The 21,874-nt window shown below is 68.9% G+C and carries 18 protein-coding genes; 8 read left to right on the top strand and 10 right to left on the bottom strand.

What is annotated here, in order from left to right; genetic code table 11:
* The first annotated feature begins 74 nt into the window (after positions 1-74).
* Together OG474_RS28210 and OG474_RS28205 are read left to right on the top strand one after the other, a co-directional pair.
* Entirely contained in the window at positions 75-968 is an 894-nt protein-coding gene (locus tag OG474_RS28210) for an endonuclease/exonuclease/phosphatase family protein (protein WP_405056607.1), read from the top strand.
* Positions 965-1,477: a DinB family protein gene (locus tag OG474_RS28205; RefSeq protein WP_405056606.1), complete on the top strand. Its 513-nt coding sequence runs from the start codon at positions 965-967 to the stop codon at positions 1,475-1,477. The genes OG474_RS28210 and OG474_RS28205 overlap by 4 nt, the downstream gene beginning before the upstream one ends.
* Here the strand turns inward: OG474_RS28205 and OG474_RS28200 are convergent.
* The 6 genes from OG474_RS28200 to OG474_RS28175 all read right to left on the bottom strand — a co-directional run bounded on the left by OG474_RS28200 (position 1,456) and on the right by OG474_RS28175 (position 8,014).
* A complete protein-coding gene (locus tag OG474_RS28200) occupies positions 1,456-2,085 on the bottom strand; it encodes a response regulator (RefSeq protein WP_405056605.1) in 630 nt (209 codons plus the stop codon). The genes OG474_RS28205 and OG474_RS28200 overlap by 22 nt on opposite strands.
* Positions 2,082-3,227 (bottom strand): sensor histidine kinase, encoded by a 1,146-nt coding sequence (locus OG474_RS28195; protein WP_405056604.1) that lies wholly within the window; start codon positions 3,225-3,227, stop codon positions 2,082-2,084. Before OG474_RS28195 ends, OG474_RS28200 begins: the two co-directional genes overlap by 4 nt.
* 7 nt (positions 3,228-3,234) lie before the next feature.
* Positions 3,235-3,723, bottom strand: a complete 489-nt coding sequence (locus OG474_RS28190; protein ID WP_405056603.1) for a hypothetical protein — start codon at positions 3,721-3,723, stop codon at positions 3,235-3,237.
* Positions 3,724-3,840: 117 nt separating this feature from the next.
* Positions 3,841-5,439 carry an ABC-F family ATP-binding cassette domain-containing protein gene (locus OG474_RS28185; RefSeq protein ID WP_405056602.1) on the bottom strand — a complete coding sequence of 533 codons (1,599 nt, stop codon included), beginning with the start codon at positions 5,437-5,439 and terminating at the stop codon, positions 3,841-3,843.
* 478 nt (positions 5,440-5,917) lie between these two features.
* Positions 5,918-7,327, bottom strand: a complete 1,410-nt coding sequence (locus tag OG474_RS28180; RefSeq protein WP_405056601.1) for an ATP-binding protein — start codon at positions 7,325-7,327, stop codon at positions 5,918-5,920.
* Between the two features lie 3 nt (positions 7,328-7,330).
* Complete coding sequence (locus OG474_RS28175) at positions 7,331-8,014, bottom strand: response regulator (RefSeq protein ID WP_405056600.1); 684 nt, start codon at positions 8,012-8,014, stop codon at positions 7,331-7,333.
* 167 nt (positions 8,015-8,181) lie between these two features.
* Between OG474_RS28175 and OG474_RS28170 the strand changes: the two genes are divergently transcribed.
* The 5 genes from OG474_RS28170 to OG474_RS28150 are packed head-to-tail and all read left to right on the top strand — an operon-like array spanning position 8,182 to position 13,904.
* Complete coding sequence (locus OG474_RS28170; RefSeq protein WP_405056599.1) at positions 8,182-9,975, top strand: ABC transporter substrate-binding protein; 1,794 nt, start codon at positions 8,182-8,184, stop codon at positions 9,973-9,975.
* Between the two features lie 4 nt (positions 9,976-9,979).
* Positions 9,980-10,966, top strand: a complete 987-nt coding sequence (locus OG474_RS28165) for an ABC transporter ATP-binding protein (RefSeq protein WP_405056598.1) — start codon at positions 9,980-9,982, stop codon at positions 10,964-10,966.
* Complete coding sequence (locus OG474_RS28160; protein WP_405056597.1) at positions 10,963-12,012, top strand: ABC transporter ATP-binding protein; 1,050 nt, start codon at positions 10,963-10,965, stop codon at positions 12,010-12,012. The genes OG474_RS28165 and OG474_RS28160 overlap by 4 nt, the downstream gene beginning before the upstream one ends.
* Entirely contained in the window at positions 12,009-12,935 is a 927-nt protein-coding gene (locus tag OG474_RS28155) for an ABC transporter permease (protein WP_405056596.1), read from the top strand. The genes OG474_RS28160 and OG474_RS28155 overlap by 4 nt, the downstream gene beginning before the upstream one ends.
* Before the next feature lie 9 nt (positions 12,936-12,944).
* On the top strand, positions 12,945-13,904 hold the full coding sequence (locus OG474_RS28150; protein WP_405056595.1) for an ABC transporter permease: 960 nt from the start codon (positions 12,945-12,947) through the stop codon (positions 13,902-13,904).
* A gap of 3 nt (positions 13,905-13,907) precedes the next feature.
* Here OG474_RS28150 and OG474_RS28145 read toward each other — a convergent pair whose 3' ends face one another.
* Both OG474_RS28145 and OG474_RS28140 read right to left on the bottom strand, forming a co-directional pair.
* Complete coding sequence (locus tag OG474_RS28145; RefSeq protein WP_405056594.1) at positions 13,908-16,409, bottom strand: ATP-binding protein; 2,502 nt, start codon at positions 16,407-16,409, stop codon at positions 13,908-13,910.
* A 73-nt stretch (positions 16,410-16,482) separates the two neighbouring features.
* Positions 16,483-19,317 carry a BTAD domain-containing putative transcriptional regulator gene (locus OG474_RS28140; RefSeq protein ID WP_405056593.1) on the bottom strand — a complete coding sequence of 945 codons (2,835 nt, stop codon included), beginning with the start codon at positions 19,315-19,317 and terminating at the stop codon, positions 16,483-16,485.
* Between the two features lie 22 nt (positions 19,318-19,339).
* Between OG474_RS28140 and OG474_RS28135 the strand changes: the two genes are divergently transcribed.
* Positions 19,340-20,338 (top strand): 2-dehydropantoate 2-reductase, encoded by a 999-nt coding sequence (locus tag OG474_RS28135; RefSeq protein ID WP_405056592.1) that lies wholly within the window; start codon positions 19,340-19,342, stop codon positions 20,336-20,338.
* Here OG474_RS28135 and OG474_RS28130 read toward each other — a convergent pair.
* Both OG474_RS28130 and idi read right to left on the bottom strand, forming a co-directional pair.
* Positions 20,315-21,211: a GNAT family N-acetyltransferase gene (locus tag OG474_RS28130; protein ID WP_405056591.1), complete on the bottom strand. Its 897-nt coding sequence runs from the start codon at positions 21,209-21,211 to the stop codon at positions 20,315-20,317. The genes OG474_RS28135 and OG474_RS28130 overlap by 24 nt on opposite strands.
* A 56-nt stretch (positions 21,212-21,267) precedes the next feature.
* A complete protein-coding gene (gene idi / locus OG474_RS28125) occupies positions 21,268-21,834 on the bottom strand; it encodes an isopentenyl-diphosphate Delta-isomerase (RefSeq protein ID WP_405056590.1) in 567 nt (188 codons plus the stop codon).
* Between the last annotated feature and the right edge of the window lie 40 nt (positions 21,835-21,874).

The following is a 21,874-nucleotide window of genomic DNA, read 5'->3' as shown; positions in this document are numbered from 1 at the left end:
TTGAAAACCCACGGGGTGATGAATTTCTCGGTAAGCTACCTACCGACCGCCTCCACCGCCCCAGGAGCAGCCCCATGCGTCGTCTTGCCGGAATCCTCACCGCCTTCCTCCTGAGTCTGGGCGTGGTGACACCAGCCGCCGCCGACACGACGGCGACGTACCAGGTCTGGAGCTGGAACGTCGCCGGCTGGGCGATGAACAAGGCGTCGGTCGACAACAACATGGTGAAGGGCGCGGTCTCCTCGATCCAGGCCCGCGGTGCCCAGTTCGTGGCGCTGAACGAGATCTGCTGGCAGCAGTACAAGGAGATCCAGAGCAGGCTCGCGACGGCCGGCTGGCCGCAGGACACGGCGAACTTCTCCCGGTTCGCGGAGCAGCGCGCGGACGTCTGCAACGGCGAGGCCTTCGGCGAGGCGATCTTCAGCAAGTTCCCGCTCGGCACCGCACAGAAGGTCCTCCTCCCCCAGGACGACACCAAGGAGCAGCGCCAACTGCTCTGCGCGCCGCTGGTCGCGCGCCCCCAACTGCGCTTCTGTACGGCGCACATCACGCCGTACAGCACGAATGTCCAGCAACTGCAGAAGGTGCTGTCCGTACTGGAGCAGCAGAACGCCAGCGGCGACACCACGCTGATCGCGGGCGACTTCAACGCCCAGCCGAGCTGGGGACGGCTCGACGACTGGTACGACGCCGAGCTGAAGACCGAGGTCAACATCCAGAACCGCGGCCAGTACCGCGAACTCGACGATCTCGACCCGATCTGCGCCGGCTACGGCGAAACCACCACCGAGAACAACACCGAGGGCCCCTGCGGTCACCCGAAGAAGATCGACCTGATCTTCGTCCGCAAGAACCACCTCAAGGGCCCGTACTCCGAAGACTCGCTCGCGATCGCGCAGAACTGCACCGGCGGCAAACCCTGCTCCGACCACCGCATCATCGTCGGCACCGTCACAATCGACAGGTGAACTATCCCGACACCACTGCCGGCGAACGCGACTCCCTCGAGCAGTTCCTCGACTTCCACCGGAACCGCCTCCTGAAGGGCCTCGACGAAGTCACCGACGCCGAGGCCGCCGCGCGTGTGCTTCCGGCGACGGACATGACGATCGGCGGGCTCGTCAAGCACCTGGCCGCCGTTGAGGACCTCTGGTTCAGTCGCAAGCTGCTCGACGTACCGAGTTCCGAGCCGTGGCATTCGGCGCCGTTCGACCAGGACCCCGATTGGGAGTGGCACTCGGCGGCGGACAACACCGTGGCCGAGGTCAGGCAGTTGTACGTCGATGCCTGCGCAACGAGTCGCGCGGTGGCAGCACAGTTCGCCTCACTCGACGATCAGGCCAAGCGGCCGTCGTTCGGCGATCACCAGGTCAGTCTGCGGTGGATCTATCTGCACATGATCGAGGAGACTGCGCAGCATCGCGGGCACCTCGATCTGTTGCTCGACGCTGTGCGTCAGGCCAGGCCGAGCCGGTAGGCATAGGCGACCGCCTGGGCCCGGTCGCGAAGGTTGGCCTTGGCGAAGAGGTGGTTGATGTGCGTCTTCACCGTCGCTTCGCTGACCACCAACTGCCGCGCGATCTCGGTGTTGGACAAGCCGCCGGCGATCAACCGGAGCACGTCGAGTTCGCGCGGCGTGAGACCGGTGTCGACCGGCTTCGGCGCGGCCGCCGCGCCTTCGATCAGCCGGCGCTGGACATCGGCGTCGAGGATCGACTGCCCCGCGGCCGCGGCCTCGATGGCCCGGCCGATCGACTCCGCATCGGCGTCTTTGGTGAGGAAACCACGTGCCCCAGCGCGCAGCGCGGACAGCACCGAGTCGTCATCGCTGTACGTCGTGAGCACGACGACCTCGGTCCTTGGGTGGTCGGTGCGGACCTGCCGGGTCGCCTCGACCCCGTCCACGTTCGGCATCCGCAGATCGACGAGCAGCACGTCCGGGTTGTGCTCGGCAACCATCCGAACCGCTTCGGCACCGTCCGACGCGGCCGCGACCACGTCGATCCCGGGCAGCAGCTTCAGCAACGTCACCAGGCCGTCGCGGACCACTCGCTGGTCGTCGGCGACCACCACCCGAACACTCATCCCGGCACCTTCAGCTCAACTCGCCACCCGACCGCGGTCGGCCCAGCCACCAGCGATCCACCCAGCAGCTCGGCCCGTTCCCGCATTCCGACCAGACCATAGCCGCCCGGCGCCGCTCGATCCGGGCGCCTCCCCGGCCGATCCTCCACAGTCAGGCGGACGACGTCGCCGTACTCCAACGTCGCCACCACCGGCGCCCCGACCGCATGCTTGCGCGTGTTGGCCAGCGTCTCCTGCAGAGTCCGGTACAGCGCGTTCATCACCTCGGCCGGCAGCTCCCGCGCCGTACCGAGAGTCTCGAAGGTGGCGCTTGCCCCAGTCTCAAGCCGGTACGTCGTGACCAGATCGGCCAGCGCTCTCGCGTCCGGAACCGAGTCGTCCCGGAGCGCAGCGACCGCCCGCCGCGCCTCGGCCAACCCATCGGCCGCCAGCCCCTGCGCCTGCGTCACCTGCTCGATCGCCTCGGCCGAGGCTCCATCGCGAACCAGCATCAACCGAGCACCCTGCAGATTCAAAGACAGCCCGGCCAGCGAATGCGCCAGTACGTCGTGGACGTCGCGCGCGATCCGGGCCCGCTCGGCCAACGCGGCAGCTCGGCCGTGCTCCTCGAGCGCGGTCTGCTTGCGGGCCAGCGAGACCTCGAGCTCCTCCAGCTGCGTCTGGCGATTGCGCCGGTTGGTCGACCCCAGCACCAGCGCGGCCATGCCGAACACGCCCCCGAATGCCGCTCCGATCGAGTCGGAGTCCAGATAGAACGGCACCGTCGCCCCCACGGCGGCGATGCCGACCACCACCCATTCGACCGGTCCCGGCCGGTGGTAGCGCACCGCGACGCGGGCCGCCCAGAACGGCAGCGCGATGAGCGCACTCCCCGGCAGCGCGTACCACAGCAGGGATCCCGCGATCGCGAAGGCGAGCAAGGCGAAGACCGACCGTCCGATCGGTTCCCCGTCCGGCAGGAGGAGCAGCCATCCGTTGCTGATGACAACAATCGCGGCGAGCGCTACGACGAGCGGGAACGGGAGCCTGCGCTCGCCGTGAAACGAAACCACGGTGAACACCACCAGCACACTGGGCAGCCCGCGCAACACCATGCCGGGTCCGGCGGAGCGCCGTACCCGGTCCTGGAGTGTCAGTTCCACAGTCACATCATGCCCGCTGAGTGGCCAACGGGATGTGCAGGTTCTCGGCCCGGCGGTAGACGGCCGCGCTCTGGGCCGCGAGCGTGACGCCGATGGTGAAGACCAGCGAGGCCTCGCTGACGGGGTTGTGCGGCCAGATCGCCGCGGAGGCGAACCCGCCGGCGACCCGGATCCCGATCGTCACCAGCCACAGGACGAGCGTCGTACCGGTGCCCTTCTGCCAGAGTCCGTTCGGCGTGGCAGTCAGTCGCAGGCTGGCGCCGCGAGCCAGTCCGAAGCCGATCAGCACGACGCAGTCCAGCACCAGAAAGGCCAGCTGAGCCGGGGAGGCCTGGTCGAGCGCCGACGACAGCGAGAACAGGCCGAGCGCGAGCAGAACGCCCGGCATCATGAACAGCGCGCGCTGCGAAACCAGCGAGCCGATCAGCTGGCGGCCGACCACCCGCACCAGCACGAAGCCTGCGACCAAGACTGCCAAGACAACGTGGGCCGACATTTCGGGGTCCTTTCCGAGGAGTTTGTGATGCCTCCAATCTCCTCGGAAAGGACCTCCGGAACGTCAGCCCGCAGGTCGCACCCAGGTGGAACCTCCACCTCAACCCTGGGGTTGAGATCAGGCCAGCGACACCAACGACAGGTAGTCGTCGGACCACAGGTCCTCGTCGGCGTCCGGCAGGATCAGCACCCGATCCGGCCGGAGCGCCTCGATCGCACCCTCGTCGTGGGTGACCATGATGGTCGCGCCCGGGTAGCTGCCGACCGCGCCCAGGACCTCGTCGCGAGAGGCGGGGTCGAGGTTGTTGGTCGGCTCATCCAGCAGCAACACGTTGGCACCCGAGTGGACCAGGCCGGCCAGGGCCAGCCGGGTCTTCTCGCCGCCCGAGAGGACCCCGGCGGGCTTGTCCACGTCGTCGCCGCTGAACAGGAACGAGCCGAGCACGTTCCGCACCTCGCCGTCGGTCAGCCCCGGCGCAACCGCCGCCAGGTTCTGCCGAACCGTACCGGCCAGGTCCAGCGTGTCGTGCTCCTGCGCGAAGTACCCGAGCCGCAGCCCATGACCCGGCACGACGCGGCCCGCGTCCGGCTCCTCCCGACCCGCGAGCAGCCGCAGCAGCGTGGTCTTCCCCGCGCCGTTGAGGCCCAGTACGACGACCCTGCTGCCGCGATCGATGGCCAGGTCGACCCCGTCGAGCACCTGCAGCCCGCCGTACGCCTTCTTGAGGCCGTGGGCCGTCAGCGGTGTCTTGCCGGACGGCGCCGGTTCGGGCAGCCGGATCCTGGCCACCCGGTCGGTACGACGTACCGTCTCCAGCCCGGACAGCAGTTTGTCGGCCCGGCGAGCCATGTTGCGCGCGGCAACGGTCGTGTTCGCACCGGCCATCATCTTGCGGGACTGGGCGGTCAGGATCGCGGCCTTGCGCTCGGCCACCTTGCGTTCCCGGGTCCGGCGGCGTTCGTCGAGCTCGAGCTGTTGCAGGTACTTCGTCCAGCCGGTGTTGTGGATGTCGATCGTGGTCCGCTGCGGGTCCAGGTGGAACACCCGGTTGACCGTTGCCTTGAGCAACTCCCGGTCGTGGCTGATCACGATCAGCCCGCCCGGGTAGCCGAGCAGGAACGACCGCAACCACACCACCGAATCGGCGTCCAGGTGGTTCGTCGGCTCGTCGAGCAGCAAGGTCTCGTGCTGCGCGAACAGGATCCGGGCCAGCTCGACCCGGCGCCGCTGTCCACCCGACAACTCGCCGACGGGCTGCTCGAGCGCCCGTACCGGCAGGCCGACACCGCCCGCGAGCCGAGCCGCCTCTGCCTCGGCGGCATAGCCACCGCCGGCCTGGAACCGCGTCTCGGCCCGCCCGTACGCCGCCATCGCCCGCTCCTGCGCGTCGCCCGTGGCCGTGCTCATCGCCAGCTCGGCCTTCCGCAGATCGCGGATGGCCGTGTCGAGGCCCCGGGCGGACAGGATCCGATCGGTGACCGTCGTACCGGGGTCGGCCGCGCGCGGGTCCTGCGGCAGGTAACCCACCGAACCGGAGACCGCGACGGTCCCCACGGCCGGACGCTCTTCCCCGGCCAGCGTCCTCAGCAGCGTCGTCTTGCCGGCGCCATTACGCCCGACAAGCCCGACCCGGTCCCCCGGACCGACATGGAACGTCAGGTCGGACAACAGCAACCGAGCCCCGACGCGAAGATCTACACCACTAACGGTGATCATGACTGTAACTCTCTGTGATGGTAAGCGAACACACTTCTGGCGCGGAAGCGGGTTGCGTACCTAGACACAGAGGCAAGTAGCCATACCGCCACCCTAAACGCCCACCCACCCCCCGTCACCCGAATAACGCCCCCATCCCCCACCCCTCACCCCCGCGCCCCGCGCCCAAAGAGCAGCCGCCCCACCCTTGTGCACCAACCGCATCTTTGGGAACCCACCAACCACTCCGAACGCACCGAAATGGTCGGTGGCTTCCCAAAGTCGACGCCCGTGCACAAAGAGCAGCGGGCCCACCCTTGGGCGCGAAAACACGCGCGCCAAAGAGCAGCCGCCCCACCCTTGTGCACCAACCGCATCTTTGGGACCCCACCAACCACTTCGAGGGCGCTGAAATGGTCGGTGGGTTCCCAAAGTCGACGCCCGTGCACAAAGAGCAGCGGGCCCACCCTTGGGCGCGAGCGCGCGGTGGGGGTGGGGGTTATTTGGCGGGGAGCTCGATTTGGAAGCGGGCTCCGCCGGTGGGGTTGTTGGTGACCTGGATGGTGCCCTGGTGCCACATGACGTGGCGGGCGACGATCGCCAGGCCCAGGCCGACGCCGCGGCCGCGGCCGCTGGTTTCGCCGCGGCCGAAGCGTTCGAAGATGCGGTTGCGGTCCTCGGGGGCGATGCCGGGGCCGGCGTCGTCGACGGTGATGACGACGCCGAGGCCGCCGGGGGCGACGCCGACGCCCTTGCAGCCGCCGGCGTGGTCCTCGGCGTTCTCGACCAGGTTGGCGATGACGCGTTCGAGCCGGCGTTTGTCGGCCTGCATGACCAGGAACTCGGCGCGCGGCTCGACCGTGGTGATCGGCCGGCCGGCGGTCGCGTCGGCGGCGGCCCGGACCAGGTCGGCGATCCGGACGAGCTCGCGGCTGCCGCGGTCACCACCGTCGTCGCGGGAGATCTCCAGCAGGTCGATCACCAGCCGCCGGAAGCGGTCCAGGTCGTCACCCAGCAGGTCCACCGGTTCCCGCACGGCCTCCGGCAGCTCGTGCCGGTGGTTCTGGATCAGCTGCATCGAGTTCAGCATCGTCATCAGCGGCGTCCGCAGCTCGTGGCTGACATCGCCCGCGAACCGAGCGTCGGCCGCGACCCGCCGTTCAAGATTGGCCGCGGTCTGGTTGAACGAGCGCGCCAGGCCACCGAGGTCGCGGTCCTCCTCAGCCTCCAGCCGCGCATCCAGCCGACCGCGAGCGACGGCGTCCGCGACCTTGGCCAGCTCGGCCAGCGGCCGCAGCGCCAGCGTGCTGGCCAGCCGACCGACCGCGAGACCGACCAACAGCGTCGCGATGGTCGCCGCGATCAGTGTCCACCGCAGCGTCTCCAAGGTGTCGTCCAGAACGTCCAGCGGGTGCCACTCGAACAGCGCGTCCCCCGGCCGCTCCAGCTGAACGCCGACCGCGAGCACCCGCTGACCACCCACGACGATCCGCTGATCGGCCGTCGTCCCCGTCCGCGCCGACTGGATCAGCTCCTGCGGTAGGTCCTGGGGCGTGCCGGTCAGCGAGAACCACTCACCGTTCACGTAGACCATCGAGGCGGCCGAGTCGCTGGTCGGCAGGCTGTTCAGCACGTCCATCACCGTCACGCCCGGTCGCTGTACGGCGGCCTCGCACTCGACGCGTAACCGGGCCGGCGTGCAGGGCGTCGAGGCGCCGTACAGGCCGAAGCGGAAGGCGGCCGCGTTGTCGGAGGTCTGGCTGATCGCGGACTCGCGGCGCTGGTCGGTGAGGTAGTCCGACACGATGTTCCAGGTCACCAGAGCGAGCACCGCGGACAGGCTGAGCGCGAGCAACCCATAGGCGATCGTCACCCGCCCCCGCAGACTCGTTCCGCCGAGAAGCCGCACGCCCTAGCTCACCAATCGATAGCCGAGACCGCGCGCTGTCACCAGGTGCTTGGGGCTGGCGGGATCGTGCTCGATCTTCAGGCGGAGCCGCCGGATGTGCACGTCGACGATCCGGCTGTCGCCGAAGTACCCGTAGCCCCAGACCTTGGACAGCAACTGCTCCCGCGACAGCACCCGCCCCTCGGCGCCGGCCAGCTCGGCGAGCAGCTTGAACTCGGTCCGCGTCAGCGGCAGCACCGCGTCGCCCCGCGTCACCTCGGCCCCCGGTACGTCGATGGTCAGATCACCCACCACCAGTACGTCGGGCTGCCGCGCGTTGGCGGGCTCGACCCGACGCAGCAGCGCGCGGATCCGGGCCGACAGCTCCTTGGCGACCAACGGCTTGGTCACGTAGTCGTCCGCGCCGGCCTCCAGCCCGGCGACCACGTCGTGGCTGTCGGTCCGCGCGGTCACCATGATCACCGGTACGTCGCTGGTCCGCCGGATCTCGCGGCAGACGGTGAACCCGTCCCGGTCCGGCAGCATGATGTCGAGCAGCACCACGTCCGGCGGTTGCCGGCGCAACGCGGCGAGCGCGTCGAGGCCGTTGGCCGCCTCCGCGACCTCGTACCCCTCGTCTTCCAGGGCGAGCCGCAGTACCCGGCGGATGCGGGGCTCGTCGTCGACCAGCAACAGGCTGTGTGCCACGGGACCAGTGTCGCTCACCACGGGGCCCGGACGGCGGTTACAGCTGTCATGAATCCGTCATGTTCAGCCCGGACCCAGATGACAAGTCCTTGACGCTTCGGTGATCACCGTTCCGGCCGGGTCCGCAAGTCCCAAGATCGGGGCCATCCAGTCCTGGAGGAGGACACATGGCTCGAAAGAGGCTGGCGGCCGTATCCCTGGCCGTCGTGGCGACCCTGGTGCTCGCCGCCTGTAACAGTAGCGGCTCGTCGCCGACCGGATCCGGCGGCACTGCCGGTGCACCGGTCGCCGGTGGAACGCTGAACATGCTCGGCGCCCAAGACGTCGACTACATGGATCCCAACATCAGCTACTACTCCGTCGGCTATCTGAGCCTGCGTCTGTGGAGCCGCCAGCTCTTCACCTATCCGGCCGACCCGAACGGCAAGAACACCGCGCCGGTCCCGGACCTCGCACCCGAGATCCCGACCACCGCGAACGGCGGGATCAGCGCCGACGGCAAGACCTACACGGTCAAGATCCGCCCGGGCGCCAAGTGGGGCACGACCCCGGCCCGGCAGATCACCGCGGCCGACGTGGTCCGCGGCGTCAAGCGGACCGCGAACCCGGTCCAGCCCTTCGGCGGTACGCCGGACTTCGCCGACCTGATCGACGGCTACCAGAAGTTCGCGGACGGGTTCGCCAAGGCACCCAAGACGGTGGCTGGCATCCAGGACTACATCGACAAGACCGCCCTGCCCGGTGTCGAGGCCAAGGACGACAGCACGGTCGTCTTCCACCTCACCCAACCGGCCAGCTACTTCGTCGACATGCTGACCCTGCCAGCCTTCTCCCCGGCTCCGGTCGAGGCGCTGAAGTACCTCCCGGCCAGCACCGAGCTCGGCAACAACTTCCCCGCCGACGGCCCGTACAAGATCGACTCGTGGGTGCCGAGCAAGTCGATCACCTACTCCCGCAACCCCGCCTGGGACGCGGCGAGCGACCCGGTCCGCAAGGCGTACGTCGACAAGGTCGTGGTCACCCAGGGCCTGACCCAGGACTCGATCCAGCAGCAGCTCCAGACCGGTACGCCGACCGCCGACATGGAGTTCGACGTCGCGCCGCCGCCGTCCCAGCTGCCGGCTCTGCAGGCCAAGAAGGACCCGAACCTGAAGATCGGTGACACCGCGGGCTCCAACCCGTACGTCATCTACAACACGGCCTCGCCGAACAACAACAAGGCGCTGGCCAACCCGAAGGTCCGGCAGGCGATCAACTTCGCGATCAACCGCGACCACATCCTGCAGGTGCTCGGCGGCAAGACGCTCGCTCCCCCGCTGACCCACGTGCTGCCCGATGTGATCGTCGGCTCCAAGCAGATCGACCCGTACCCGTACGACCCGGACAAGGCCAAGCAACTGCTCGCCGAAGCCGGCTACCCGAACCTCACGCTGAAGTTCCTGTACCGCAACGCGACCGAGGGCAGCAGCAAGGCCTTCCAGACCATCCAGCAGGACCTGACCAAGGCCGGCATCACGGTGACCGGCGTACCGTCGCCGAACTCGGACTTCTACGTGAAGTACCTGCAGGTGCCGTCGGTCGCCCAGAAGGGTGTCTGGGACATGTCCCTGGCCGGCTGGGGTGCGGACTGGTACGGCAACGCGGCGCTGTCGTTCTTCAAGCCGCTGTTCTACGGCAAGGCGGCCTTCCCGCCGGTCGGCAGCAACTTCGGCCTGTACGACGACGCCGAGACCAACACGCTCATCCAGCAGGCCGCGGCCGCGCAGACCGAGGACCAGGCCGCCGACCTGTGGGCCAAGGCCGACGCCCGGGTGATGGACCAGGCGCCGTTCTTCCCGCTCACCAACAACAAGCAGGCGAACTACCACGCGGCCCAGGTGAACAACGCGGTGTACGTGCCTTCGCTGCAGAACTTCGATCCCGCGAACGTCTGGCTCTCCAAGGACAAGCAGGGCGGCTGACGCTGTGTCCAACTCTTCAGGGGCCCTGCTTGAAGTAAGGGACCTCAAGGTCTCCTTCGACACCCCGGACGGTAGCGTCCGCGCCGTCCGGGGTCTGTCGTTCGATGTCGAGGCCGGACAGACCCTCGCGGTCGTGGGCGAGTCCGGCTCCGGCAAGAGCGTGTCCACCCAGACGGTCACCGGTCTGACCCGCGGTGCGACGGTGTCCGGTACGGCGTACTTCGACGGGACGGACCTGATCACCGCGGACCAGGCCACGCTGCGGCACCTGCGTGGCGCCCGGATCGGGATGATCTTCCAGGACCCGTTGTCGAGCCTGCACCCGCACTACCGGATCGGCTGGCAGATCGTCGAGATGATCCGCGCGCACGACCACCTGATCAGTAAGAAGGACGCCCGGAAACGGGCCGCCGAGCTGCTCACGCTGGTCGGCATCCCGCGGGCCGAGGAGCGTATCGACGACTATCCGCACCAGTTCTCCGGCGGGATGCGGCAGCGGGTCATGATCGCGATGGCGATGGCTCTCGACCCGGCGCTGCTGATCGCCGACGAGCCGACCACCGCCCTCGACGTGACGGTGCAGGCCCAGGTCCTGAACGTGATGCGCCGTCTCCAGCAACAGTTCGGTACGGCGATCGTGCTGATCACCCACGACCTCGGCGTGGTCGCCGAGATGGCCGACGAGGTCGTGGTGATGTACGCCGGGACCGTGATGGAGCGGGCGCCGCGCCGGGACATCTTCTACCGCAACCACCACCCGTACACCCAGGGACTGCTCGCGTCGCTGCCGGCGCGCAGCGGCGAACGGCTGACCCCGATCCCCGGCAGTCCGCCGAGTCTGATCAGCCTGCCGAAGGGCTGTCCGTTCGCGTCCCGCTGCCCGCACGTGTTCGACAAGTGCCGCACCGAGGCACCGCCGCTGATCGACATCGGTCCGCGGCACCAGTCGGCCTGCTGGCTACCAGTTCAGTCAAATGAGGCGATCGCATGAACGAGCGCAGCGAGTTCATCGAACAACGCAGTATGACCGAGGTACTTCTCAAGGTCGACAACGTCCGCAAGGAGTTCCCCACGCATTCGAAGGAGGTGGTCAAGGCCGTCGATGGCGTCTCGCTGGAGGTGCTGAAGGGCGAGACGCTCGGCCTGGTCGGCGAGACCGGCTGCGGCAAGTCGACACTGGCCCGCTGCATGGCACATCTGTACGACGTCACGTCCGGCTCGGTATCGTTCGAGGGGAGCGAGATCAGCTCGTTGTCCCGCCGGGCGATGCGGCCGATCCGCCGGGAGATCCAGGTGATCTTCCAGGACCCGTACGGCTCCCTCAATCCACGCCGGAGGGTCGGCTCGATCATCGGCGACCCGTTCGCCATCCATGGGATTGCTTCTGGCAACGAACGGAAGAAGAAGGTCCAGGAGCTGATGGAGCTGGTCGGGCTGAATCCCGAGCACTACAACAGGTTCCCGGCCGAGTTCTCCGGGGGCCAGCGGCAACGGATCGGGGTCGCCCGGGCGCTCGCGCTGCGGCCGAAGCTGATCATCTGCGACGAGCCGGTCTCCGCGCTGGACGTCTCGATCCAGGCGCAGATCATCAACCTGCTGGCCGATCTCCAGAAGGAGCTGGATCTGACCTACGTCTTCATCTCGCACGACCTGTCCGTGGTGCGGCACGTCAGCAACCGGATCGCGGTCATGTACCTCGGCCGGATCGCCGAGCTGGCGCCGACCGAGGAACTGTTCGGCGAGACCCGGCATCCGTACACCCGGGCCCTGTTGTCGGCGTTGCCGGTCGCCGATCCGGACACGGCCGACAGCAGGGAGCAGATCATCCTCGGGGGCGACATTCCCTCCGCGACGAACCCGCCGGAGGGGTGCAGGTTCCACACGCGGTGCCCGAAAGCCCGAGCAGACTGCGCGACGACCGAGCCGCAGCTGATCGCCGTACTGGATGATGTCGACGATCATCGGACGGCCTGCCTGCATCCGTTGACGCTGGGCGAGGACCTGTCCACCGCCGTACCGGATCTGAAGGCGTCATGACCGCGGCGCTGGAGTTGGTGGATGTCCTCGACGAGCCGAAGGCGATCGAGGGGCGCAGCCCGCTGGTGCTGGCGTTGCGCCGGCTACGACGGGACAAGATCGCGATGATCTCGCTGGTGGTGATCGTCCTGATCGTGCTGATGGCGGTCTTCGCACCGGTGTTCGCCGCGATCACCGGGCATCCGCCGAACGAGCAGTACCGCGACATCGGCCTGACGCCGGAGGGGTTGCCGCGCGGGCCGAACGGCACCTTCTGGTTCGGCACCGACGACCTGGGCCGGGACATCCTGGTCCGGATCGCGTACGGCGCCAGAGTGTCGCTGCTGGTGGGAGTTTTCGCAACGGCGATCACAGTCGTGGTCGGCGTCGTCTTAGGACTTGCCGCGGGGTTCCTCGGGGGGATCACCGACACGATTCTGACGCGACTGATCGACGTGGTGCTGTCGGTCCCGTTCCTGCTGGTGGCGATCGCCCTGGTGTCCATCACCGGGCCGAGCCTGAGCGTGACCGTGCTGGTGATCGGCTTCTTCAGCTGGGCCTCGGTGGCCCGGATCGTGCGTGGTCAGGTGCTGTCGTTGCGCGAACGCGAGTTCGTCGAGGCGGCGCGCTCGCTGGGGGCGAGCGACGGCCGGATCATGTTCGTCGACGTCCTGCCGAACGTGCTGGCCCCGGTGATCGTCTACAGCACGCTGCTGGTGCCGGTGGTGATCGTGACCCAGGCGACGTTGTCGTTCCTCGGACTCGGCCTGCCGCCGCCAACCGCCGACTGGGGCGGAATGATCAACTCGTCGCAGAACTACTACACGACGGCCTGGTGGTTCATCCTCTTCCCCGGTCTCGCGCTGCTGATCACGACACTGGCGTTCAACCTGTTCGGCGACGGCGTCCGCGACGCCTTCGATCCGCGCGCCGACCGGAGTTAGGGGTCCACCATGGTGAGGTTCTTGGTCCGCCGCCTCGGGCACGGGGTGCTGGTGCTGTGGCTGATCTCGATGGCCATCTTCGCGCTGTTCTTCGTTGCCCCTAGCAACGTTGCGCAGACGCTGGCCGGCCGGCAGGCGACGCCGGAGACGATCGCGCTGATCCAGCACCGGCTCGGTCTCGACCTGCCGGTCTGGAAGCAGTACCTGAACTTCGTCACGAACGCCGTCCAGGGCGATCTCGGCTTCGACTACTACCACCAGGTCCCGGTGACGACGATCATCGGGCAGGCCTTGCCGATCACGTTGTCGCTCGCGCTGGGCGCCGCCGTACTGTGGCTGCTCCTCGGGGTCACGAACGGCGTCATCTCGGCAGTGCATCCGCGGTCGCCGGCCGACCGTGGCCTGACGATGTTCGCGTTGTTCTTCTACTCGTTCCCGTCGTTCCTGCTCGGTCTGCTTCTGCTGTACTTCCTCTACTACAAGCTGACCATCGCCGGATTCGACTGGTTCCCGGCCGGCGGCTACACGGCGTTCAGCGACGGACCGGGCCTCTGGTTCCAGCATCTGATCCTGCCGTGGATCTCGCTCGCGTTGCTGCTGGCAGCGACGTACACACGACTGACCCGCGGCTCGATGCTCGACGTACTGGGTGAGGACTACATCCGGACCGCCCGGTCGAAGGGCATCCGGGAGGGCCGGGTCATCGTCCGGCACGGGTTGCGCAGTGCGCTCACGCCGGTCGTCACCCAGTTCGGTATCGACATCGGGCAGCTGGTCGGTGGTGCCGTGGTGACCGAGACCGTGTTCAGCCTGCCCGGGCTGGGCAAGACCGTGATCACCGCGATCAACCAGCAGGACCTGCCGGTGATCATCGGCATCGTCCTGTTCGCCTCGGCAGCCGTGGTGGTCGCGAACATCCTGGTGGACGTCGCCTACGCCTTCCTGGATCCGCGAGTCCGCCTGCACTGATGATCAGCCCGTGAGCTGGAGGTCCAGCTCACGGGCGATCGCGGCCGCCTCGCGGCGAGTACGGGCGTTCAGTCGCATCAGGATCGCCGAGACGTGGTGGTCGACGGTCCGCACCGACACCACCAGCTTCTCGGCGATCTCGGCGTTCGTCATCCCGTCCATCAGCAGCATCAGCACATCCACCTGGCGGTCGGTCAGCCCGGCCGGGTTGTTCCGCGACCTGGCCTGGGCACCGCGCGGGATCCGGCTCACGCCGAGCTCGCGCAACCGCCGCCGTACCAGCCGGGCCGCCGGTGCCGCGCCGAGCTCGAGCAGGATCTGCAGCCCTTCGAGCGTTGCCTCCCGGCCGCCCGAAACCGCCAGCCCGATGGCACGCTCGTACGGCGTGTCCTCCCACGGCTCGAGTTCCTGGTCCTCCACACAGCCGCCGCCGAGCGCGAGGTGCCGCTCCAGCTCGCGGAAGGCCGGCTCGTCGAGGGTGTGTCCGCCCAGTCCGGACCGGATCTCTTCGGTGATCTCGGGCAGACCGTTCAGCCAGGCCCATTCGGCGTACGCGGTCGCGGCGTACGAGAGTCCGAGCGTCGACTGCTGTGTGCTGGCCTGAGCCCACGCATCGGCCAGCAGGCGACCAGCTTCGGGATCGCCGCGGCGGGCCAGGACCCGGCCGAGACCGGCTGCGCTCAGCACCGACAGCATCCCGGGCTCCGCGACCGTATCCACCAGCCAGCGCAGGTGTTGCTCGGCTCCGGCGAGATCTCCGCGGCGCATCAGCAGCAGGCCGCGATGCGTCTGCAGGTTGTAGGCGTGCGACCCGAATCCTCGTTCTTCGGTGAACTCCAGCCCGGCCTGGATCGTTTGGTCCAGCTCGTCCCACTGGCCGGCCCGATAGAGCATCTCGGTGAGATTGGTGTAGCCGCGGGCAACGGCCTCGAAGTCCCCAGTAGCGCGGGCCGCGTCGATGCTGACCCGCAGCGTCGCCAGGCCGTCAGACCTACCGAGGTCACACCAGGCCAGGCCGAGGTAGTTCAGGCAGAGCGCGACCAATTCGGTCCGGTCAGCCAGTACTGCCAGCGCGTGCGCCTGCTGCAGCAACGGTACGGCGGCCGTCGGCGAACCGGTCAGCACCAGCATCATGCCGCGGCAGCCGAGCGCCTGCGGCCAGACCTCATCGTTGCCCTGGGCAACCTCGGAAGCACGCTCCACGGCGGCCAGTGCTGTCGCGGTGTCCCCGGCCAGATAGGAATGCCTGGTCAGCTGCAGCAATGCCTCGGTCAGCGCGACCTGCTGATCCAGTTCCTCGAACAGAGCAATCGCCTCCTGGCAGCGGGCGATGGCCTCCGGGAACCGGTGCGCGATGTGCAGCTCCCACGCGTACCCGGCCAGTACCTCGGCCCGATCCGCGGGCGGCAGCCGGTCGACGTACGGGGCTAGCGCTTCGTAGTGCGTCAGGGCCTGCCGGTGCGAACCCATCGCGGTCGCCTCCCGGGCCGCGCGCGGTGCGTAGGCGACGATCGTCCCACGGTCTCCGGCGGCGACCGCGTGGTGGATCAGCGGGTACAGCATTCCGGGGTAGTCGGCGGCCAGCATCATGTCGACCAGCCGGGCGTTGAGTGCCCGCCGTCGGGTGGTCGGGAGTGCCTCCTCGATCGCGCGGCGAGCCAGCTCGTGGCGGAACACGAGCGCGTCCGACCTGGTTTCGAGCAGGCCGCGGCGTTCGGCCCGGGTCAGCGCGTCGATCCGATCACCGACGATGTCATCGATGTATTTGAGTCCCACCGGCTGCGGGATGACCGACATCTGCTCGACCACGGCGATGCTCTCCTGGTCGAGCGTCTGCAGCCGAGCCAAGGTCGCGTCGACCACCGTCAGCGGTACGGCGTCGGCCGGGCCGGCGAGCGCCTCGGTCAGGTAGAAGGGGTTGCCGTTGGTCAGCCGATAGAGCTCGGCAGAATCGCGTCCGGCCGCGGCGGCCAGCTCCCGCACGGCCGCGGCGGACAGCGGCACCAGCTCGATCCGATGCACCGGCGCCTCGGTCAGCGAGCCGAGCAGCACCCGCAACGGGTGCCGACCGTCGAGCTCGTCGTTGCGGAAACTGAGCACGAGAACGAGCGGTAGCCGGAGCAGCCGACGAGCCAGGTATCTGAGCAGGTCCAGCGTCGCGTCGTCGGCCCAGTGCACATCCTCGATCACCAGCACCGTCGGCAACCCGTCGCTGAACTGCGCGATCAACGGCTCGTACAGATCACCGCCCTCGGCAAGCGCCTGCACGAACGGCCCGGACGTCCCCCGTACGGCGTCGCGCAGCGGCTGCAGCGGCGAAGGCGCGAGCATGTCGTCGCAAGCACCACTCAGCACCCGCACCTCCGGCCCGAACCGCCGAGCGACCTCCCGGATCACGCTCGTCTTGCCGACCCCGGCCTCCCCCGTGAGCAGCACAACAGACCCCACCGGCTCCCGCACTGCCCCCAGCACAGCACGGATCGCCCATTCCCGCTCCAGCAACATCAGAACCCCCGAGGTTCGCCCAGCTCTCTCCCCACCCAACGATCGTTCCACCCGCTGTGGGAACCGCTAGGGGTCAGTGCAGGAGGGCGGTGGTTTGGGGGCTGGGGGTGGTTTGGAGTTCGGTGGCGAGGATGTCGGTGAGGGCGTTGTACTGGCGGACGGCGGCGGCTCGGTCGCCCTGGATCAGGTGCAGGGAGATGAGCGCGCGGTGGGCGGATTCGAGCAGCGGGTCGTGGCTGACTGCCTGCTGGTAGAGGTCGATGCTCTCCTCGACCCGGCCGTCCGTGGCCTTCGCGTCGGCCAGGGCCAGGAGGGATCGCTCGAACGTCTGCCGTAGTGCCTCGCGGCGCTCCTCGATCCAGGGTGCGCCCGTCACCTCGACCAGGTAGTCACCTCGGTACAGCTCGACCACGCGCGCCAGATCCCCGACTGCGGCTGCGGCTTCGAGCTCGGCCACGTCGTACACGTGCTCGAGAGTCTGGTTGAACTCGTAGCGGCCGCCGCGGAAGGTGATCCAGTCCGAGCGGCCGAGCGTACGGCGTACTTGGTGCAGGCAGGTGTGGAAGCTGTTGCGGAGTGTCTGGGCGGTCGCATCCGGCCAGAGCTCGGCGCCGATCCGGTCCTTGCTGACCGGGCCTGATCCGAGCAGGAAGTAGAACAGCTCGCGCGGCTTGGCGTATCCCCAGTCGGCAGCATCGAGGAGGGTTTCGTTGCGGCGCACCTCGGAGACACCGAGCGCATTGATCCGCAGCGCGTCGATCCGGGTCTCGGCGATCGTCAGCGGCGGCGCGGCTCGACGAGCAGTCGCGTCGACCTCGGCCACCTGCTCGAGGGTCCACATCTCACCCTCGGCCCACGCCGTCCGGAACTCGTCCAGCGGGAGGGCCGCCCGCGCCGCCTCAAGCCCGGCCGACACCTCATCGGCCTCGACCGCGGGCACCGGCGTACCGAGGCGGGCCCGCAGGCTGGCGGAGTATCCGAGCAGGCGGACCGCGCGTCGCAGGTCTTGCTTCGCCAGGGCGGTCAATGCGAGCGCCTCCAGAACACTGGCCACGCGCCACCGATTGCCGTGGTCGTTGTAGGCCTGCAGGCTCTGGTTGAGCAGGTCCTCCGCGGCATCCAGCTGCCCGGCGCGACGCTCCTCCAGGCCGAGGAAATGCAGCGACCAGGCGTTCGTCGTACTGGAATTGTTCCGCTCGGCCAACCGCCGGGCCTCGCCGAGCAAGGTCCGGGCCACTGCGGATTCGCCTCGATAGTGCTCGACCCCGGCCAGCAGGACGGTCGCCCAGCCGAGCCCCTCGCCGGCGCCATCACTCTCATAGCGGGCGCGCGCCTCCCGCAGCAGCGCCTCGGCCCGGTCGAGCTCGCCGGCCAGCAACTCGCGCATGCCGAGGTAGTCGATCGCGCGGGAGAGGTTCGACGGATGGTCGAGCGTGCGCCACAGCTCGATGCACCGCTCGCCAAGCCGTCGGGCCTCGGCATACTCACCACGCCGCATCGCAGCGCCGCCCAGCCAATGCAGCTCGCGTGCCTCAGCCGTCGGATCACCGGCCGCCTTCATCGCATCGAACGCGACCCGCAGATGCACCTCGGCCAGGTCGGCTTCGCTCTGCAGATGCGCCATCGTGCCCAGCGCCAACTCGGCCTCGACCCGCAGCTCGGCCGGGACCGCGCCGGACATCGCGAGCACGCGCTCCAGCCACTCCCTCGTTTCGCGATACCAACCCAGCAGGTACGACGGCCACCACAACCCGACCACCAGTCGAGCCGCCTGCTCGGCCTCGCCCCGATCGAGGTGCCATCCGAGCGCGGCCCGCAGGTTGTCCCGCTCGGCGACGAACAGGTCGAGCCACTCCTGCTGCTCTGCGCCCTCCCAGCGACCGGCGGCCCGATCGAGCAGCTCGATCGCGTACTGCGCCAGCCGCTCGGCCGGGCCGGAGTCGTCACCGAGCCGCGAGGCGGCGTACTGGCGGACGATCCGCAACAGCCGGTACTGCACTTCGTCGCCCTGCTCGACCATCACCAGCGAGCGGTTCACCAGTCTCGACAGGGCTCCCAGCGCATCTGCGCTCTGAGCGACCGCCTCCACCGCGTCGACCGAGAAGCCGCCCTGGAAGACCGAGAGCTGCGCGAGCAGCTGCTGCTCCGGCTCTGCCAGTAGGTCCCAGCTCCAGTCGAGGGCGGCCCGCAGCGTGCGGTGCCGCGGCATCGCCTCCCGATCGCCCTGCGTGAGCACGGCCAGCGTGTCGTCCAGCCGGGCCGCGATCTGTGCCGCACCGAGCGTCGGGATCCAGGCCGCGGCCAGCTCGATTGCCAGCGGTACGCCGTCCAGCCGGGCACAGATCTCGGCGATGTGCTCGGCGTTCGCCGCGGTCGGTTCGAAGCTGTACGACGCCGCTTGCGCCCGGTCTGCGAACAGCCGGGTGGCCGCCTCGGTGAGCGGTGGCAGCCGGTAGACGACCTCGCCCGTGATCCCCAGCGCCTCTTGGCTGGTGGCGAGCACGGTCAGCTCGGGGCAGGCTCGGAGCAGCTCACCGATCAGCGGCGCCACGGTCTCCAGCAGGTGCTCGCAGTTGTCGACGACCAGCAGCAACGGCTCACCGGTCAGCCGCCTGACCGCGGCCTCGATACTTGCATCCGGCAACTCGAACGTGTCGGCCAACGCCGCGAGCACGCGATCGGCACCGCTGCCCGGCGGCACCCCGGCCAGACCGAGCCAACGCGCGCGATCGCCGTACCGGGGGCGCAGTCGATCGGCCAGCGTCATCGCCAGCCTGGTCTTGCCACCGCCGCCGGGCCCGGTCACCGTGACGAGCCGATGCGCCACGACGAGCTTGGTCAGCTCCGTCAGCTCGGTCTCCCGCCCGACGAAGCTCGACAACCGAACCGGCAGATCCCCCGCCGCCATCGCCACAGCGTAGCCTCCTGGGATGGAAATCGTCGTGTACGGAGCTGGTGGAATCGGCTGCTATGTCGGCGGCCGGCTGGCGGCGAGCGGGAGCCGGGTGACGTTCATCGGACGGCCGCGGATGGCCGCCGAGCTGGCCACGCACGGCCTGCGGCTGACCGACTACCTGGGCGCGGAGCTTCGGGTCTCCCCGGACGGTGTGCGGTACGAAACGACACCGACCGCGGCAGCTGAGGCGGATCTGGTGCTCGTCACGGTGAAGTCGGCGGCCACCGCGACCGCCGCCGACGAGCTCGCCGGCGTGCTCAAGCCCGGCGCGGTGGTGGTGAGCTTCCAGAACGGGATCCGGAACGGCTCGATCCTGGCGGAACGGCTGACCGAGCAGCGCGTCCTGACCGGGATGGTTCCGTTCAACGTATTGAACAGTGGCGGCGGACATTTCCATCAGGGGACCGAGGGCGCGCTCGACATCCAGCGGGACAACGCGTTGACGCCGTACGTCGATGCCTTCGAGCAGGCGGGTCTCCCGCTGCACCAGCACGACGAAATCCTGCCGGTGCAGTGGGCGAAGCTCCTGCTCAATCTGAACAACCCGGTGAACGCGCTGGCCGACGTACCGTTGCGTGACGAGCTGACGGATCGCGCTTACCGGCGTTGCCTGGCCGCTGCCCAGTCCGAGGCGCTGGAGTTGCTTGCTGCCAAGGGGCTGGAGCCGGCGCAGATCCTGCGGGTCCCGATGCGGCGGTTCCCGATGATCCTGCGGCTGCCGAACTTCCTCTTCCGTCGGCTGGCCGCCACGATGCTCGCCATCGACCCGCTGGCGCGGACCTCGATGTGGGAGGACCTGCAGGCCGGACGTCCCACCGAGATCGACTTCCTGAACGGCGAGGTCGTCCGGCTGGCCTCCGAGCTCGGCCGGACCGCGCCGGTCAACGCTCGCCTGGTCGAACTGGTCCGGGCGGCCGAGACCGACCGGCGTTCGTGGACCGGTCCGGAGCTACTCCGCGAGCTGCAGGGGTAGCTTCGCCCGGACGCTGACGCTGACCAGTCCGTAGCGGAAGCCGAGGTACTCGTTCAGCTTCCGCATGTTCGCGTTGCCCTCCTGCGTCCACGTGTAGATCTCGGTGATCCCGTGCTCCGCGGCCCACGCCATACTCGTCCGCTTCAGCGTCGACGCGATCCCCTTGCCCCGCCAGTCCCGCCGTACCCCGGTGTAGGCGACCTCGGCGCGCTGCGGCTGATCGGTGTCGATCATCAGCCCGGCGACCCCGATCACGGCGTCCCCGTCGAGCGCCACGAACATCGCCGCCGGATCGTTGATCCACTCGGTCGCCCACTCCTCGGGCGTCACCTGCAGCGGCGGCTTGAGGTCCATATCGGGGAACGTCGGTAGCGCCACCTCGTCGTACGCGCGCGTCCACAGCTCAGGTCGCTCTGCAACGCTGACAATCCGGTACGCCGTCGGTGCGGGCGGCTGCGGTTCGGCTCCGATCGCGCGGATCTGCTCGACCTGTCGCGCGACCTCGGTGAACCCGAACCGCGCGGCGAACTTCAGCGACCCCTCGTCGTCGACGCTGCAGCCGGTCCGTTCGTAGCCCTGGGCAACGGAATGCTCGGCCGCGGCCTGGAGCAGCGTGGTGCCAACGCCCTGCCGACGCGCCTCCGGACGGACCCGGGCCGTGAGCACCGCGCGGCCGGGCTCGGTCGAGCGATCGGACAGCCCGTGGCCGACCACCTTCCCGCCGACCTCGGCCAGCAGCAACAGGCGCTCCGGGCGTTCCATCTCGCGCAGCTCGGCCACACTCGGGCAGCGTTCGTACGGCATCGCCGCGATCCGCACCTCACGCCAGGCCTCGTAGTCCGCGTCGGTCTGCACCGGCCGGATCTCCGTCATGCTGATCCCCTCTCGATCCGGGCAGCAGTACGCGTGCGCCGTCTGGACCGGTTCTATCAGGGTCGAGCGGCTGGAGGCAGCAGGTTTTCGTCGGCCGTCGCCCACTCGGCCGGTGCCGGGCCGAGGTGATCGAGCTCGTCCAGCTGCAGCTCGGCCCACGGCGAGAGCCCGGGCACGCCACGGATCTCGGACCACTCGATCCACCGGTACGACGCCACCTCGGCGGGCGCCGGCTCCGGCTCTCCCGACCAGCGGACCCGGTAGACCGGGCAGGCCTCGTTCTCGACGACGCCGTTCGGCATCTCGGCGCGGTACCGGAAGCCGGGCAGCACGAGCTCGGCCGTGACATCGGCGATCCCGAGCTCGTCGGACAGCCGCCGTACAACGGCGTCCTCGATCGGCTCCCCGGGGAGCGGGTGCCCGCAGCAACTGTTCGTCCAGACGCCCGGCCAGGTCGGCTTCCCGAAAGCGCGCTGCGTCAGCAGCACCCGGCCCGCGTCGTCCACGACGTAACTGGAGAACGCCAGATGAAGCGGGGTTGCGGCATGATGAACCGTCGCCTTCGCCTCGGTCCCGATCGAGCGGCCCTCTTCGTCCAGCAGTACCACCAGCTCCTGCGTCACCCTCCGAGGGTAAGCGGATATCCACCTGCGGGCCGAATGC

Origin of the sequence: Kribbella sp. NBC_01505 (genome assembly GCF_045040285.1) — a bacterium.
In the GTDB taxonomy this organism is placed as follows: domain Bacteria; phylum Actinomycetota; class Actinomycetes; order Propionibacteriales; family Kribbellaceae; genus Kribbella.
Note: the sequence above shows the minus strand (reverse complement) of the source record. Positions and strands in the feature narration are given on the sequence as shown.